Raw genomic sequence first — 15,229 nt, forward strand, 5'->3', positions numbered from 1 at the left:
GGGCCTACGCGATTCCGACCAGGTCCACAACGAACACGAGCGTCTCGTTCGGCTGGATTCCACTGCCCGGCGGGGGGTTTTCGGCATATGCGTCGGCACCTGGAACGACCAGAACGCGTCGGCCGCCAACCTGCATACCCGGGACGCCCTTGACCCAGCCGGGTATCAGACCGCCGGCTTCCAGTTTGAAGGTCTGGGGGGCTGATCCAAACGATGCTTCGATCTTCTGACCCGTCAGCCCGGACGCGAGGTAGTAGTTGACGGTCAGGGTGTCACCGGTCTTTGCTTTGGCAGCTTTGCCAACCTTGAGGTCAGTGGTGCTCAGCGTCTGGGCCTGGGCCGGGTGCGGAAACTCAGCGGTGAGGCTGGCGGCCGCACCACTGACCTTCACGTCGGTGGCCTTCAGGTCAGTCGTCACGAACGAGGCGCTGGCCGACGCTGAGGCGGTGGCGGATGCGCCTCCGTTTGAGTCCGTGCTGCTTGAGCAGGCCCCCAAGGCGAAAACGAGTGCGGGAACTATGGCGAGGGAGGCGGTACGGCGCAGGGGTGAAGTCACCCGTCCGACTCTAGGGCTACATGCTCGCAATGAGCTTCTCGACCCGCTCATCGACGGATCGGAACGGATCCTTGCACAGCACCGTCCGAGCCGACTGATCGTTGAGCTTGAGGTGAACCCAGTCGACGGTGAAGTCACGTTTGCGTTCCTGTGCCCGCTTGATGAACTCGCCCCGCAGTCGCGCGCGGGTGGTTTGCGGGGGCCGTGATTTGGCTTGAAAGATCTCAAGATCGGACGTGACTCGTTCGACCAGGCCATTGCGCTGCATCAGGTCGAACAGGCCGCGGCCTCTGGTGATGTCGTGGTACGCCAAGTCCATCTGCGCGATCCGCGGACTCGAAAGGTCCAAGTCGTGCTTGTTCATGTACCGCTGCAGTAGCCGCAACTTGATGACCCAGTCGATCTCCCGGTCAATCGCCGACAAGTCGCCGGTGTCAATCGCCTTGATTGCTCGGCCCCACAACTCGATCGCTCGGGAATGGATTCCGTCGGGGTCATCGAGTAGTCCGGCGGATTCGGCGTACGACTGCACTTTCTCGAAGTACTCGGTCTGGATGTCCAGGGAGGACATCGTCCGGCCGTTGGTCAGGCGAATCTGTTTGCGACCGGTTTGATCGTTGCTCATCTCGCGGATCGCGCGGATCGGGTTCTCCAGCGTCAGATCGCGGACGTTGCGGCCGTCCTCAAGCATCCGCAGGACCAGGTCAGCAGATGCCAGTTTGAGCATCGTGGTTGTCTCACTCATGTTCGAGTCCCCCACGATGACGTGCAGGCGGCGGTATCGCTCGGCATCGGCGTGCGGCTCATCGCGGGTGTTGATGATTGGCCGGGACCTCGTCGTGGCGCTGGAAACACCCTCCCAAATGTGATCGGCACGCTGACTGACGCTGTAGATGGCACCGCGGGGTGTCTGCACGACCTTGCCGGCGCCGCAGATGATCTGGCGTGACACCAGGAACGGGATCAGGGCATCGGCCAGTCGGCTGAACTCGCCCTGACGGCTGATCAAGTAGTTCTCGTGGCAACCGTAGGAGTTGCCAGCGGAGTCGGTGTTGTTCTTGAACAGGTAGATGTCCCCGGTGATGCCCTCCTCCGACAGTCGCTTCTGCGCATCCACCAGCAGACCTTCGAGGATGCGTTCACCAGCCTTGTCGTGGATCACAGTTTCGATGACGTTGTCGCACTCAGGTGTCGCGTACTCGGGGTGGGAACCAACGTCCAAGTAGAGCCGGGCGCCATTGCGCAGGAACACATTCGACGACCGACCCCAGGACACCACGCGCCGGAACAGATAGCGGGCGACCTCGTCCGGAGACAGTCGTCGCTGCCCACGGAATGTGCAGGTCACCCCGTATTCGGTCTCGACTCCAAATATCCGTCGGTCCACGGTTTTACCTTACGACGCGAGCAGGGTGGTCAGAAGATCTCCAGTAATTCGGCGGAACTTCCGCCGCGGACGATCTCGGTCGAGGATGGCCACCTCAAGTTCGTTCGGTCCGAGGACACGTGGCGAGGCACCGCTGGGGATGCCGGCCTTGGCCAATTCGGTCACGGCGACGTTGGCGGCCTGCGCCAGCGTCATGCCTTCGTGCCAACTGTCGTTGAGTTGCTCGCTAATCGTGTCGGCGGACCCGCCCATGGCGACGAATCCGTGCTCATCGGCCACGGAGCCGTCGAACGTCAGCCGATAGAGTTGATCCTCGGCCACCGTGTCGCCAACCTGAGCGACGACGAGTTCGACCTCGTACGGCTTGGGCGCCTCAGTGAAGACAGTGCCAAGAGCCTGGGCGTAGGTGTTCGCCAGACTTCGCGCGGTGACGTCGGAACGGTCGTAGGAGTAGCCGCGAAGGTCGGCGTACCGAACGCCGGCTTGGCGCAGGTTCTCGAACTCGTTGTACTTTCCGACTGCCGCGAAGGCGATACGGTCGTAGATCTCGCTGACCTTGTGCAGTGCCCGACTGGGGTTCTCGGCGACGAAGAGGATTCCCCCGTCGTACTGCTCGACAATGACCGACCGGCCCCGGCCGATGCCCTTGCGGGCGTAGTCGGCCTTGTCCTTAATGAGTTGCTCAGGGGAAACATAGAAGGGAACTGTCATGACTCAACTGCCTCCGTTGGGGGCATCGCCGCGTGCGGTCCGTTGGGCAGCAGTTGTCGGCCACCAATGACACTGCCAACGAACTCCGCCATGGTGCTCTCGTCGAGCTTCCTGACGCCCTGCTCGTCTACAACGGCGACAATCGGGAATATCCCGCGCGAGAGGTCCGGTCCGCCAGTCGCGCTGTCGTCGTCCGCAGCGTCATACAGGGCTTCCACGCATGCCATCACAGCACCGGACTCGTCGAGATCTCGCCGGTAGAGCTTCTTCAGGGCGCCACGGGCAAACATGCTGCCCGATCCGACAGCGTGGAAGAAGTGCTCCTCGTACCGGCCGCCGGTCACGTCGTAGGAGTAGATGCGGCCGTGATCGCGATTCAGGTCGAAACCTGCGAACAATGGGACAACGGCGAGGCCCTGCATGGCCATCCCGAGGTTGTTGCGAAGCAGGGTGGCCAGGCGGTTCGCCTTGCCTTCCAAGGAGAGCGTTGCGCCCTCCATCTTTTCGTAGTGTTCCAACTCGACTTGAAAGAGTCGAACGAGCTCGATGGCCAGGCCCGCAGTGCCGGCGATCCCGACGACCGTGTGCTCGTCTGCCGCGAAGACTTTTTCGATGTCCCGCTGGGCGATGATGTTGCCGGCGGTGGCTCGCCGATCCCCGGCCATCACCACGCCACCGGGATAAGTCACGGCCACGATCGTGGTTCCGTGCGGAACGCTGTCCATCGGATGTGGTGCAGCCACCAGTGGGTGGCGAACGGCCGTGGTCGTTGGCAGCAGGGACGGGTCGAGGTCAGCGACAAAGTCTGCGAATGATGAACTGCCGGGCGTCAGGAAGGGTCCGGGGAGCCCGTTGGACCAAGAACTCGGCGGCACTGCGCTCACTGTCCACCCTTCTGCACAAACGAGGAGACGAACTCGGCGGCGTTCTCCTCCAGCACATCATCGATCTCGTCGAGAATCGCATCGACGTCGGCGTCGATCTTCTCTTTTCGTTCAGCGACATCGCTCGTCGCATCGACCTCGGGCGATTCCTGCTCGGCCTCGGTCCGCGCGGGTTGCTTGTGTTCCTGCCCACTAGTCATTTCGGCGCCTCCCTGAACCTCGGGTGTAATCGAATCAGCATCTGTGTTCCTACCCGCAAAACCCGGTACGCGCCAGAGCCTACCCGCACTGCATCCGCTAACCCTGGCTCAGCGCGGACAGAAGATCTGCACCGGTCTGGCAACTGTCGAGGAGCTCTTCTACCGACGCCCGCGTACCGCGAAAGGGGTCGAGGGTGGGAACCCGCTGCAGTGATGGTTGGCCTGGGATGTCGAACACGACTGAATCCCAGGACGCCGCGCTCACCTCGTCGGGGTAACGCCGCAGACACTCGCCCCGAAACCACGCCCGGGTGTCGGCAGGTGGTTTCAGCACGGCAGTGGACACGGCCGCTTCGGTGGTGAGCCGCTTGAGGCTGCCGCGGTTCTCCAACTTGCGCGCCAAGCCCTTCGCCGGCGACATGTCCGAATACTGCAGGTCGACCAATTGAAGTCGGGGGTCGTCCCAGGCGGAACCGTCGCGTCGGCGATAGCCCTCAAGGAGCTGCAGTTTGGCGACCCAATCGAGCTCGTCGGCGCAATCCATCGGGTCACGCTCAAGCTTGTCCAGCAGTGTCTGCCAGCGATTCAGTACATCCGCGGTCTGTTGGTCGACGGAGTTGCCCTGCTCGCGCGAGACGAAGCTGGCGGCGCGGTCTGCGAAGTTGCGTTGGACTTCCATCGCAGTCATCGAGCGGCCATCCTGCAGTTCGACTTTGTGCTCCAAGCTGGGATCGTGGGAGACCCGATGAATCTCAGAAACAGGGTTGGCCAGTGTGAGATCACCCAACTCAACTCCCGCCTCGATCAGCGACAACACCAACGCGGTCATCCCCATCTTCAAGTAGGTCGCTGTCTCGGACATGTTCGCGTCGCCGACGATCACATGCAATCGTCGATGCAGGGCTGGGTCTGCGTGTGGCTCGTCGCGGGTGTTGATGATTGGTCGTTTCAGGGTGGTTTCCAAGCCCACCTCGACCTCGAAGAAGTCGGCCCGTTGGGATAGCTGAAAGCCCTGCTCGCGGCCTTCCTGACCGAGGCCGACCCGACCCGCTCCCGTGATCACTTGGCGGGTGACAAAGAACGGAATCAGGCCCGAGACGATCTCCGAGAAGGGCGTCGTTCTGCTCATGAGGTAGTTCTCATGGGTTCCGTAGGAGGCACCCTTGTTATCGGTGTTGTTCTTGTAGACACGTAGGGGCTGGGCACCGGGCATGGCCGAAGCCAGCTCGGCCGACTGCGCCATGATCAACTCACCGGCGCGGTCGTAGACCATGGCGTCCCAGGGGTTGGTTACCTCCGGACTGGAGTACTCCGGATGTGCGTGGTCGACGTAGAAGCGAGCCCCGTTTGTCAGGACGGCATTGGCCATTCCAATGTCGGCATCGGTCAGGGCCGATGGGTCGGCATCAGCACGCGTCATGTCAAACCCGCGCGCATCACGCAGGGGGGTTTCCTCGTCGTAGTCCCATCGAGCACGCCCAGTCGTCGCGCTGCCGGGTCGGTTGGCATACGCGTTGACGATCTGAGAGGACGCCAGCATCGCGTTGATGTGGGGGTGGCCGGGTACGGAAATCCCGTACTCGGTCTCAATACCCATCACCCGAATGACGCTCATGACTACAGCCTAGGGTCAGGACGGGCTCAAGGTCGCCAGGGTGTTCGGGGGACGGGCGTTACTTGATGCCGAGTTGGTAGAGCAATTCGTACCGGCTTGGGTCATCCGGCAGCACCCAGTTGAATCCCTGTTCGATGAAGATGAGTACGACATTCAGCGCGATCACGAACACGAAGAAGTACACGATGACAGAGCTCAGCATCAGTGCGCCCTTGCCGGTCGGAGCGACTGGATACGTCCGCCTGGTCAGGGTGAGCATGACTCCGGAGTAGACCAAGACAATCAAGAACGTGATGAGCGCCCAGGTGTAGAAGTGCAGCCCCAACACGGTGCCGCCATAGCCCGGATCGTCGGGCTCGATGTGGAGGAGTACCTGACGGGTGGAAATGATCATGCCGAGCAGGGCGCCGAGGATCATCAGGCCGTAGCCGCGCGCGTAGGCGCCCATATTCATCCGGCCTTTGCGGGTCAGCCCGACCATCCAGACAGCACCGATTCCGATCAGGATCATCGCCATGCGCTGCAATGTGCACAGCGGACAGGGCATGTCATGGGCACCGGTGAACTGGGTCGAAATGGCCATGAGGATGACCAGGCAGTACGCCAGTGCGACCAGGTGTGGCAGCCAGTACCCGACCTTGTTCCAGATGGTCGCCGTGGCCGGGGCATCCTCAACGGCTGCGGCCGGAGTCGGAGTCTGCTCTCGAGTGCTCATGGTCGCCTGCTTAGAAGCTCAGGTTGAGCGTCGAGGTGGCGTGGTGGTTGAACAGCAATGCGGTCATGACGAACCCGAGCACGAATACCGGAATCAGAACCTTGGCTCGGGCACCTCGGACTGCGAGGACTGCGCCGACTAGCAGCACGGTCAAAATGATGGTGTCCATCGACTGTCCCTCGCTTGGTGCGGCCCGGCGGCCGCGTGCGGGAACGTTCTACCAGCGATCACAGGCCCGGTGCACGGTGAGAATCACACTGGGCGCATTCGGTGGTTCGTCGGCAGTGTGGCGATTGCGTCGGGTAGCTCTAAAGGTACTGGCCAGTATTCGCGACAGTGTCGATGGAACGGCCGGCCTCGGAGCCCTTCTTGCCTTGGACCAACGTCCGGATGAAGATGATGCGCTCGCCCTTCTTGCCCGAGATGCGTGCCCAGTCGTCCGGGTTCGTTGTGTTGGGGAGGTCTTCGTTCTCCCGAAACTCGTCGACGCAGGCCGACAGCAAGTGCGAGACCCGAATGCCCTTCTGTTCGGTCTCCAGATAGTCCTTGATTGCCGACTTCTTTGCCCGGGCGACGATGTTCTCGATCATGGCGCCCGAATTGAAATCCTTGAAGTAGAGCACTTCCTTGTCGCCGTCCGCGTAGGTCACTTCGAGGAATCGGTTCTCATCGCTTTCGGCGTACATCCGCTCGACGCCACGCTCGATCATCGCCCGAGTGGTGGTCACTGGATCGCCGCCGTTCTCGGCTAGGTCGTCGGCATGCAACGGCAGATCGGGCGTCAGGTACTTGGCCATGATGTCCGCCGCCGCTTGGGCGTCCGGACGTTCAATCTTGATCTTCACGTCAAGTCGTCCGGGCCGCAGGATCGCCGGATCGATCATGTCCTCGCGATTGGAAGCACCAATGACGATGACGTTCTCGAGTCGCTCAACGCCGTCAATCTCGCTCAGCAACTGCGGGACGATGGTGTTCTCGACATCGCTGGACACCCCGGAGCCTCGAGTCCGGAATAACGAGTCCATCTCGTCGAAGAACACGATGACGGGCATACCCTCGCTTGCCTTCTCCCGTGCGCGTTGGAAGACCAGCCGGATGTGTCGTTCGGTTTCGCCAACGTATTTGTTGAGCAGTTCCGGGCCCTTGATGTTGAGGAAGAACGAGCGCGCCGCGGAGGTGCCTTCGCGGGCCGAAACCTTCTTGGCCAGCGAGTTGGCGACCGCCTTGGCAATCAACGTCTTTCCGCAACCGGGCGGGCCATACAGCAGGATCCCCTTGGGCGCATTCAGTTTGTGTTCGGCGAATAGCTCGGCATGCAGATACGGCAACTCAACCGCGTCGCGAATCTGGTCGATCTGAGACGCCAGTCCGCCAATATCGAGATAGTCGATATCCGGAACCTCTTCCAAGACAAGTTCCTCGACTTCGGCCTTGGGGATTCGCTCGTAGACGTAGCCCGAACGCGCCTCCATCAGCAGCGCGTCGCCCGCCCGGATCGGCGCCTCAAGCAACGGCGCCGCAAGCTGCACCACCCGTTCCTCATCCGTGCGTCCAATGACCAATGCGCGCTCACCGTCTTCAAGGATCTCCTTGAGGGTGACGATCTCGCCGTGGCGTTCGAAGCCGCAGACAGCCACCACATTCATGGCCTCGTTGAGCATGACCTCCTGGCCGATGCGCAGGGTGTCCAGCGGTACCGCAGGGCTCACGGTCACGCGCAGTTTGCGTCCCGAAGCGAAAACGTCAATCGTGCCGTCTTCGTGCTTGGTGAGAAACGTGCCGTAGCCGCTGGGCGGTTCGGCGAGGCGGTCGACCTCCTCCTTCAAGGAGATGATTTGCTCGCGTGCCTCGCGCAGTGTCTCGGCGAGGCGCTCGGACCGATGGCGCGCTCTGGTCAACTCGTCGCGAATGGCTGCGACATCTGCCTCAGTCGGGCGCGAGGTGTAACCGCCACCGTAGCGTCCACCGTCGTCATCGATTGGCATGTGAGCCTCCCGGTTGGTCGCGCGAACTCGCGGGCGAGTCTGCCACTTGGGTCAGACCCTAATGCTGTTGTTTCCGACCCTACCCATTCTCGTCGGTCTTGGGCGAGGGCGAATCGGCCGTGGGGCCGTTCCAATCACTGCCGTAGGCGCCTTTGGAGGGGCGTAGTCGGCGCTTGGGCGCCTCCACTCCGGCAGCGAGCTTGCGGGTCGTGATGATGAATCCGGTATGGCCGATCATTCGGTGATCCGGTCGCACAGCGAGGCCTTCGGCGTGCCACGTTCGCAGCATGGTCTCCAGCGACTCGGGCTCGGTCCACCCACCCAGTTCCCGGATCGTCTCGACCGTTCGCGACAACTGGGTCGTCGTGGCCACGTAAATGCACAGAACCCCGCCAGGCCGAAGGGCCCCACCCACTGCGGCAATGCACTCCCAGGGTGCGAGCATGTCCAGAACTGCTCGATCCACGTCGGTGTCGGTAAGGCTCGTCGCCAAGTCACCAACGGTCAGTTCCCACGCCGGATGCTCACTGCCAAAGTAGCGCTGGACATTCTCGGCCGCGATCGTCGCGAAATCTTCGCGGCGCTCGAATGAATGAACGAAGCCCTCGTCCCCGACGGCCCGCAACAAGGAACAGGTCATGGCACCGGAGCCAGCTCCGGCTTCGATAACGCGCGCACCAGGAAAGATGTCGGCGAAACCGACGATGAGAGCCGCGTCCTTGGGATAAATGACGGTTGCGCCGCGAGGCATGGACAGCACGAAATCGCGCAGGAGCGGACGCTGCGCAAGGTACTGAGTCCCGTTGCTTGAGAGCACGACTACGCCCTCAGGGCCGCCAATGAGGTCGTCGTGCGCAATCGCCCCCCGGGCTGTGTGGAACTGACCACCCGGTTCCAGCGTGATGGTGTGGAGGTGCTTCTTCGGGTCCGTCAACTGGACTCGATCACCCGGTTTGAGCACGCCGCGACGTTGATCGGCACCAGTTGAGGTCATGGAGGGTGAGCCTACGTCTGTGTCCACAGGCTTGGTGTCGTCGGTTGGATTGTCGGCGGTTGCACGTAGCCTTCAGAACATGCCAGCAACAGAGACGCCCAACCGGGAGGTCCGCGCGACGCCAGCGTCGACGGCCGACCAACCAGAAAGCCCCGATCAGCCCGTCGCGCAAGTCGCTCCGCCTGGACTGCCAGCCGGTATCGCGTTGTCGCCGTCGAGGGCATCGGACTTTCTCACCTGCCCGCTGCTGTTCCGCTTCCGCGCCATCGATCGCATTCCGGAGCGTCCGAGCTCGGCCGCAGTGCGCGGAACCCTCGTCCACGCGGTGCTGGAGAACCTCTTCGATTTACCAGCAGCCGAACGCACCCTCGCTGCTGCGCACCAGTTGCTCATGCCTACCTGGCGCTCGCTACTTGACGACGATCCAAACCTCAGTTTTGCCCTCGATTCCGGCGCCGAATTCGATGCCGAGGCACTGACCGAGGCCCCGGTCGCCTCCCCCGCCGTACTCGCCGACTGGATCGCCAGCGCCGAACCCCTGCTGGAGACCTACTTTGCCCTGGAAGACCCGAGTCGACTGGAGCCTGCCGCGCGCGAGCTTCGCCTTGAGATGCGACTCGACGAGGGTCCAGCTTTGCGCGGGATCGTCGATCGCCTCGACGTCGCCCCCGGGGATCTGCTGCGAGTCGTGGACTACAAGACGGGTCGCTCACCCGGACCGGGATTTGAGCAGAAGGCGCTGTTTCAGATGCGCTTCTACGCGCTGATGCTTTGGCGGACCAGAGGGGTTTTGCCCAAGCGACTTCAGTTGATGTATCTCGGCGATTCCGAAGTGCTTCAGTACGAGCCGACCGAGGACGAGTTGGTTGGGTTCGAGCGCAAGCTTCGTGCGCTGTGGCAGGCCATCACCAAGGTGGCCGAGCGTGGTGACTGGGAGCCGAGGCCGTCGCGATTGTGCGATTGGTGTGACCATCACTCGCGATGCCCGGCCAAGGGTGGTACACCACCGCCCCTACCGAGCGGCCTCGGCGTCACCGAGCAGGCAGTAACCTGAATCCGTGACTGACACCTCGACACAATCTCCTGCCAGTGGCGCCGCAGCGCATGCCCGTGGCCTATCCAAGATCTACGGAACCGCCGACACCCGCGTTGTCGCGCTGGATAGCGTGGACGTCGATCTGGTCGCAGGTGAGTTCACCGCCATCATGGGCCCTTCTGGCTCGGGCAAAAGCACCCTCATGCACTGCATGGCAGGCCTCGATCAGGCATCGACCGGCGAGGTCTACATCGGAGACGTCGAGCTGACCGGGCTGTCCGACAAAGCCCTGACCAAACTGCGTCGCGAGTCCATCGGCTTCGTTTTCCAGAGTTTCAACCTGGTGCCGACGCTGACGGCCAAGGAGAACATCACCCTGCCCGTCGACATTGCTGGCCGGAAGATCGACCAGCAGTGGTTCGACACAATTGTCGACACGGTTGGATTGCGCGATCGCCTCGGTCACAAGCCGACGGAACTTTCAGGTGGGCAGCAGCAGCGGGTCGCCTGCGCTCGCGCATTGGCCAGCCAACCGCACATCATCTTCGCCGACGAGCCCACCGGGAACCTCGACTCCACGAGTAGCGCGGAGGTGCTTGGATTCCTGCGTCGCAGCGTCGACGAATTCGGTCAAACGATCGTGATCGTCACGCATGAGCCGGTTGCGGCCTCCTACGCCGATCGCGTCATCTTCCTGGCCGACGGCCACATCGTTGATGAACTGCGGGAGCCCACGGCGGAATCAGTGCTGGATTGCATGAAGAGGCTGGACACCGAGCTCGAAGCACCAGCCGCTAGCTAGTTTTGCCACCTAGTTCTGTTCGGCCAGGGCACGCAGTCGAGCAAGATTCAGGTGAGCCAGCGATTCGACTACCAGTCTGCGTGGCGCCGGCTCGATTCGGTTACCCTGCGGAACGGCCACGACGATGCAGCCCGCCGCCGTTGCCGACTCCACGCCCGTTGGTGAGTCCTCGATGACGACGACATTCCGGGGGTCGACCGAAAGCATTCGGCAGGCTTCCACGTAGGGCTGCGGGTCGGGCTTGGGTGAGGCAACCTCATCGCCGGCTATGGTCACATCGAACGTGAGCGGTATGACGGAGAGCACGTTGTCCATCAACCGCCGCCAAGAGTTGGTAACAAGGCCCACAGGTATTCCGGCCGCGACGAGTTCGTCGTGAATCTCGTGGACGCCAGCCTGGACTGGTAGCGGCGCAGCCGCCATGAGTGCCTCGATGTCGGCAACCAACGCGGCCTCAATGTCCGCGGGTTCGGCTCCACACCGATCTGACATGTAGGTCACGACCCGCTCGACAGGCCCGCCCATTGCGTGGAGTTGATCGGCACGGGTCCATTCGTACCCAAACCCCGCCATGGTGCGAACCTCGGACTCCTCCCACAGTGTTTCTGTGTCCACCAGCGTTCCGTCCATGTCGAACAGAACTGCCTTGAGTGCGGCCATCAGGTTGCGTTGAAGTAGCTGGCTTGGGGGTGGTGGAACACCAACGCCGAGGTCGACTGTTCCGGGTGCAGCATGTACTCCTCAGAAAGTTCGACATTGATTCGGCCCGGGTCGAGTAGGTCAAAGATGACGGTTTGCTGCTCAAGTTCTGGGCATGCCGGATACCCAAACGAGAACCGCTCGCCTTGGTACTTCTGCTTGAGAATCGCGGTGATTGCCGGATCGTCGTCAGAACCCACACCTAGGTCAGACCTGACCCGACTGTGCCAATACTCAGCAAGGGCTTCGGCGAGTTGCACAGACAGCCCGTGCAACTCCAAGTACTCCCGGTAGGAGTTGCTGGCGAACAGCTTCTCGGTCGCTTTGGCGACGCGAGTGCCGACCGTCACCACCTGCATTTCGAGCACGTCGACTTCGGCCGGCCCGAGCAGATCAACGGGTCGAATGTAGTCCGCCAAGCAGAGGAAGCGTCCGTGCTGCTGGCGCGGGAAACTGAGCCGGGCGAACTCGTCGGGCCGTTTCTCGGACCCCAGACCGCCACCGGACATCTGAGCAGGGTCGCCGATCACGATGTCGTTACCCTCGGCCCAGGCTGGGAAGTAGCCGTAGACGACGGCAGCCTCAAGCAGCCCTTCGGTTTGCACCTTGTCCAGCAGGGCCCGCAATCGTGGGCGGCCTTCTGATTGCACCAACTCGTCGTAGTCGGGGCCCTCACCACGAGACGGAGTCAGGCCCCACTGTCCGCGGAAGAGGGCCCGCTCGTCGAGGTAGGCGACGTAGTCGGCCAGGGCAATTCCCTTGACAACGCGGTCGCCCCAGAAGGGCGGCGTAGGCAAGGGGTTATCGCCTGCGATGTCGGCACGCGCGGGGATATCCGCTGGTGCGGTCCGTGCAACAGAGCGACTCCGGACACGGCGTTGGCGACGCTCCGGCAAGGCGGCGCCCTCGTCGCCACGCTTGATCGCCATGACGGCATCCATCAGATTGAGGCCCTCGAAAGCATCGCGGGCGTAGCGAACCTCACCGTCGAACAGGTCGGCGAGATCCTGCTCAACAAAGGCCCGGGTCAGCGCCGCCCCCCCGAGCAACACCGGCCACCTGTCCGCGACACCGCGCTGGTTCATTTCCTTGAGGTTGTCGCGCATGATCACGGTGGACTTGACGAGCAGGCCAGACATGCCGATCGCATCTGCGTTGTGCTCGGCAGCGGCATCCAAGATCGTGTTGATCGGCTGCTTGATGCCAAGGTTCACGACCTCGTAGCCGTTATTGGTCAAGATGATGTCGACCAGGTTCTTACCGATGTCGTGAACGTCACCCTTGACCGTCGCAAGCACCATTCGACCTTTACCGCCGTCGTCGCTGCGCTCCATGTGTGGCTCAAGGTAGGCGACTGCCTTCTTCATGACCTCTGCGCTCTGCAGCACGAAGGGCAACTGCATCTGTCCGGACCCAAAGAGCTCACCGACCGTCTTCATCCCCGACAGAAGAGTGTCGTTGACGATGGCCAGTGCAGGTTTCTGCGCCAGCGCCGCTGCAAGATCATCGTCGAGGCCGTTGCGCTCACCGTCCACGATGCGCTTTTCCAATCGCTCAAAGAGCGGCAGTTTCGCCAGCTCCTCTGCGCGCGATTCCGCTGACGAGGTCGACTCCACACCCTCGAACACTTGGAGGAAGTGGGCAAGCGGATCGTGGGTGAGGTTGCCGTCATCGTCGTAGGTCCGACGGTCGTACACCAGATCCAGGGCGGCCTCGCGTTGTTCGTCGGAAACTCGTGCGATCGGCACGATCTTCGACGCGTGCAGGATCGCCGAATCGAGTCCAGCCTGCTGGCATTCGTGGAGGAAGACCGAATTGAGGACCTGGCGAGCGGCCGGGTTGAGGCCGAATGAGACATTCGAGACGCCGAGCGTCGTCTGGACGTCCGGGTAGGCAGCTTTGATTTGCCGGATCGCCTCGATGGTCTCAATTCCGTCGCGGCGCGTCTCCTCTTGGCCCGTTGCGATCGGGAAGGTCAGGGCGTCGACGAGGATGTCGCCGACGTCCATCCCCCAGTTTCCCGTCAGGTCATCGATGAGTCGGCTCGCGACCCGGAACTTCCAAGCGGCGTCGCGGGCCTGGCCTTCCTCGTCGATCGTGAGCGCGACAACCGCGGCGCCGTGCTCACGCACGATGGGCATCATTCGGCGAATCCGAGATTCGGGGCCGTCGCCGTCCTCGTAGTTGACCGAGTTCACGACGCATCGGCCACCGAGCATTTCCAGACCAGCCTCGACAACCTCCGGTTCGGTCGAGTCCAGCACGATCGGCAGGGTCGAGGATGTCGCAAGCAAGCCGGACAACTCGATCATGTCCGCGACGCCGTCACGGCCCACGTAGTCGACGCAGAGGTCGAGCAGGTGGGCGCCATCGCGCTGTTGGGCCTTCGCGATCTCGATGCAGTCATCAAGACGCCCCTCGACCATCGCTTCGCGGAAGGCCTTGGAACCGTTGGCATTCGTGCGTTCACCGATCGACAAGAACGCGGCGTCCTGGCGGAACGGGACCGGTTGGTACAGCGAGGATGCTGAACGATCTTGCTTTGGTGAGCGAGCTGTCGGTGCGCGCCCGCCGACTCGCTCGACCACCGCGCGCAGGTGTTCCGGAGTCGTTCCACAGCAACCGCCGACGATGCTCAGGCCATACTCAGTGGTGAAGAGATCGTGAGCGTCGGCGAGCTCATCCGGTGTGAGCGGGTATTGCGCTCCTTCGCCGACCAGCACCGGCAGGCCGGCGTTGGGCATACAGCTGAGGCCGACGTTTGCCTGCTGGGACAACAGCCGCAGATGCTCGCTCATCTCGGCCGGTCCGGTCGCGCAGTTCAGTCCGATGAAGTCAATGCCGAGCGGTTCCAACGCAACCAGCGCCGCACCGGTCTCAGTACCCAACAGCATCGTTCCGGTCGTCTCTACGGTGATCTGGACGATCAGCACCGCATCGATCCCGAGGGCCGTCATCGCTCGACGTGCACCCACCAGCGCAGCCTTGGCCTGCAGGATGTCCTGCACTGTCTCCACCAGGATCGCATCGACCCCGCCGACGAGCATCCCTTCGGCTTGCTCCTGGTACGCGTCGCGCAGGAGTGCGTAAGGTGCGTGTTTGAGCGTCGGGAGTTTGGTGCCCGGGCCCACAGATCCGAGTACAAAACGCGGATGCTCAGGCGTTGACCACGCGTCGGCGGATTCCCGCGCAATGCGTGCCCCCGCCTCGGCCAATTCGCGGATTCGGTCGGTGATCCCGTATTCGGCGAGGTTGGCCCAGTTGGCACCGAAAGTGTTCGTCTCAACCATGTCAACGCCTACCTCGTAGTAGGCATCGTGGATCGCACGGACGACGTCGGGCCGGGTCACGTTGAGGACCTCGTTGCACCCCTCGTGGCCCTCGAAATCGTCGAGGGTGAGGTCGTATGACTGCAGCATCGTGCCCATGGCGCCATCGGCGACCAAGACGCGTTCTGTGAGGGCTTGCCGGAGATCATTGCGGGTATCAGTCATAGTGGGAACAGGTTACCCGCGAGGACAAATCCACCTAGGCTGCAACTGTCCTATTGGTCGCGCGGGTTCAATGCCACAGGAGGAACGTTGATTGAGTGGGAGGCGTTGCCGCAATTGCGTTCGCCGGTGATGGTCACGGCGTTTGAGGGTT

14 protein-coding genes are annotated in these 15,229 nt (G+C 62.4%); 2 read left to right on the top strand and 12 right to left on the bottom strand.

The window, feature by feature from the left end; genetic code table 11:
* Positions 1–4 precede the first annotated feature (4 nt).
* The 10 genes from KAZ48_04585 to KAZ48_04630 form a co-directional block, all read right to left on the bottom strand.
* A complete protein-coding gene (locus KAZ48_04585) occupies positions 5–556 on the bottom strand; it encodes an FKBP-type peptidyl-prolyl cis-trans isomerase (GenBank protein ID MBP7972055.1) in 552 nt (183 codons plus the stop codon).
* Positions 557–572: 16 nt separating this feature from the next.
* Positions 573–1,943 (bottom strand): Pup--protein ligase, encoded by a 1,371-nt coding sequence (gene pafA / locus KAZ48_04590; GenBank protein ID MBP7972056.1) that lies wholly within the window; start codon positions 1,941–1,943, stop codon positions 573–575.
* Positions 1,944–1,952: 9 nt separating this feature from the next.
* Positions 1,953–2,654, bottom strand: coding sequence for a proteasome subunit alpha (gene prcA, locus KAZ48_04595; protein ID MBP7972057.1), 702 nt, complete (start codon positions 2,652–2,654; stop codon positions 1,953–1,955).
* Positions 2,651–3,529: a proteasome subunit beta gene (gene prcB / locus KAZ48_04600; GenBank protein ID MBP7972058.1), complete on the bottom strand. Its 879-nt coding sequence runs from the start codon at positions 3,527–3,529 to the stop codon at positions 2,651–2,653. Before prcB ends, prcA begins: the two co-directional genes overlap by 4 nt.
* A 5-nt stretch (positions 3,530–3,534) precedes the next feature.
* The gene (locus KAZ48_04605) at positions 3,535–3,738 is read right to left on the bottom strand and encodes a ubiquitin-like protein Pup (GenBank protein MBP7972059.1); all 204 of its coding nucleotides are present in this window, start codon (positions 3,736–3,738) and stop codon (positions 3,535–3,537) included.
* A gap of 97 nt (positions 3,739–3,835) precedes the next feature.
* Positions 3,836–5,353, bottom strand: coding sequence for a proteasome accessory factor PafA2 (locus tag KAZ48_04610; GenBank protein MBP7972060.1), 1,518 nt, complete (start codon positions 5,351–5,353; stop codon positions 3,836–3,838).
* 58 nt (positions 5,354–5,411) lie between these two features.
* Positions 5,412–6,068 carry a disulfide bond formation protein B gene (locus KAZ48_04615; GenBank protein MBP7972061.1) on the bottom strand — a complete coding sequence of 219 codons (657 nt, stop codon included), beginning with the start codon at positions 6,066–6,068 and terminating at the stop codon, positions 5,412–5,414.
* A 10-nt stretch (positions 6,069–6,078) separates the two neighbouring features.
* A complete protein-coding gene (locus KAZ48_04620; GenBank protein ID MBP7972062.1) occupies positions 6,079–6,237 on the bottom strand; it encodes a hypothetical protein in 159 nt (52 codons plus the stop codon).
* A gap of 139 nt (positions 6,238–6,376) precedes the next feature.
* Positions 6,377–8,053: a proteasome ATPase gene (gene arc / locus KAZ48_04625; GenBank protein MBP7972063.1), complete on the bottom strand. Its 1,677-nt coding sequence runs from the start codon at positions 8,051–8,053 to the stop codon at positions 6,377–6,379.
* A gap of 79 nt (positions 8,054–8,132) precedes the next feature.
* Positions 8,133–9,047, bottom strand: coding sequence for a tRNA (adenine-N1)-methyltransferase (locus tag KAZ48_04630; protein ID MBP7972064.1), 915 nt, complete (start codon positions 9,045–9,047; stop codon positions 8,133–8,135).
* A 79-nt stretch (positions 9,048–9,126) separates the two neighbouring features.
* Here KAZ48_04630 and KAZ48_04635 point away from each other — a divergent pair, with 79 nt between their 5' ends.
* The gene (locus KAZ48_04635; protein MBP7972065.1) at positions 9,127–10,101 is read left to right on the top strand and encodes a PD-(D/E)XK nuclease family protein; all 975 of its coding nucleotides are present in this window, start codon (positions 9,127–9,129) and stop codon (positions 10,099–10,101) included.
* A 4-nt stretch (positions 10,102–10,105) separates the two neighbouring features.
* Positions 10,106–10,885: an ABC transporter ATP-binding protein gene (locus KAZ48_04640; GenBank protein MBP7972066.1), complete on the top strand. Its 780-nt coding sequence runs from the start codon at positions 10,106–10,108 to the stop codon at positions 10,883–10,885.
* Between the two features lie 9 nt (positions 10,886–10,894).
* On the opposite strand, the gene KAZ48_04645 is transcribed toward KAZ48_04640, so the two are convergent.
* Complete coding sequence (locus tag KAZ48_04645; GenBank protein MBP7972067.1) at positions 10,895–11,545, bottom strand: HAD family phosphatase; 651 nt, start codon at positions 11,543–11,545, stop codon at positions 10,895–10,897.
* On the bottom strand, positions 11,545–15,078 hold the full coding sequence (gene metH, locus KAZ48_04650; protein ID MBP7972068.1) for a methionine synthase: 3,534 nt from the start codon (positions 15,076–15,078) through the stop codon (positions 11,545–11,547). Before metH ends, KAZ48_04645 begins: the two co-directional genes overlap by 1 nt.
* Between the last annotated feature and the right edge of the window lie 151 nt (positions 15,079–15,229).

The organism is Candidatus Nanopelagicales bacterium (genome assembly GCA_018003655.1).
Lineage (GTDB): Bacteria > Actinomycetota > Actinomycetes > S36-B12 > UBA10799 > JAGNDY01.

Coding starts and splice junctions, on each gene's coding strand:
- prcA (MBP7972057.1), bottom strand. CDS start 2,654: ATGACAGTTCCCTTCTATGTTTCCCCTGAGCAACTCATTAAGGACAAG.
- KAZ48_04605 (MBP7972059.1), bottom strand. CDS start 3,738: ATGACTAGTGGGCAGGAACACAAGCAACCCGCGCGGACCGAGGCCGAG.
- KAZ48_04610 (MBP7972060.1), bottom strand. CDS start 5,353: ATGAGCGTCATTCGGGTGATGGGTATTGAGACCGAGTACGGGATTTCC.
- KAZ48_04615 (MBP7972061.1), bottom strand. CDS start 6,068: ATGAGCACTCGAGAGCAGACTCCGACTCCGGCCGCAGCCGTTGAGGAT.
- KAZ48_04620 (MBP7972062.1), bottom strand. CDS start 6,237: ATGGACACCATCATTTTGACCGTGCTGCTAGTCGGCGCAGTCCTCGCA.
- arc (MBP7972063.1), bottom strand. CDS start 8,053: ATGCCAATCGATGACGACGGTGGACGCTACGGTGGCGGTTACACCTCG.
- KAZ48_04630 (MBP7972064.1), bottom strand. CDS start 9,047: ATGACCTCAACTGGTGCCGATCAACGTCGCGGCGTGCTCAAACCGGGT.
- KAZ48_04635 (MBP7972065.1), top strand. CDS start 9,127: ATGCCAGCAACAGAGACGCCCAACCGGGAGGTCCGCGCGACGCCAGCG.
- KAZ48_04645 (MBP7972067.1), bottom strand. CDS start 11,545: ATGGCCGCACTCAAGGCAGTTCTGTTCGACATGGACGGAACGCTGGTG.
- metH (MBP7972068.1), bottom strand. CDS start 15,078: ATGACTGATACCCGCAATGATCTCCGGCAAGCCCTCACAGAACGCGTC.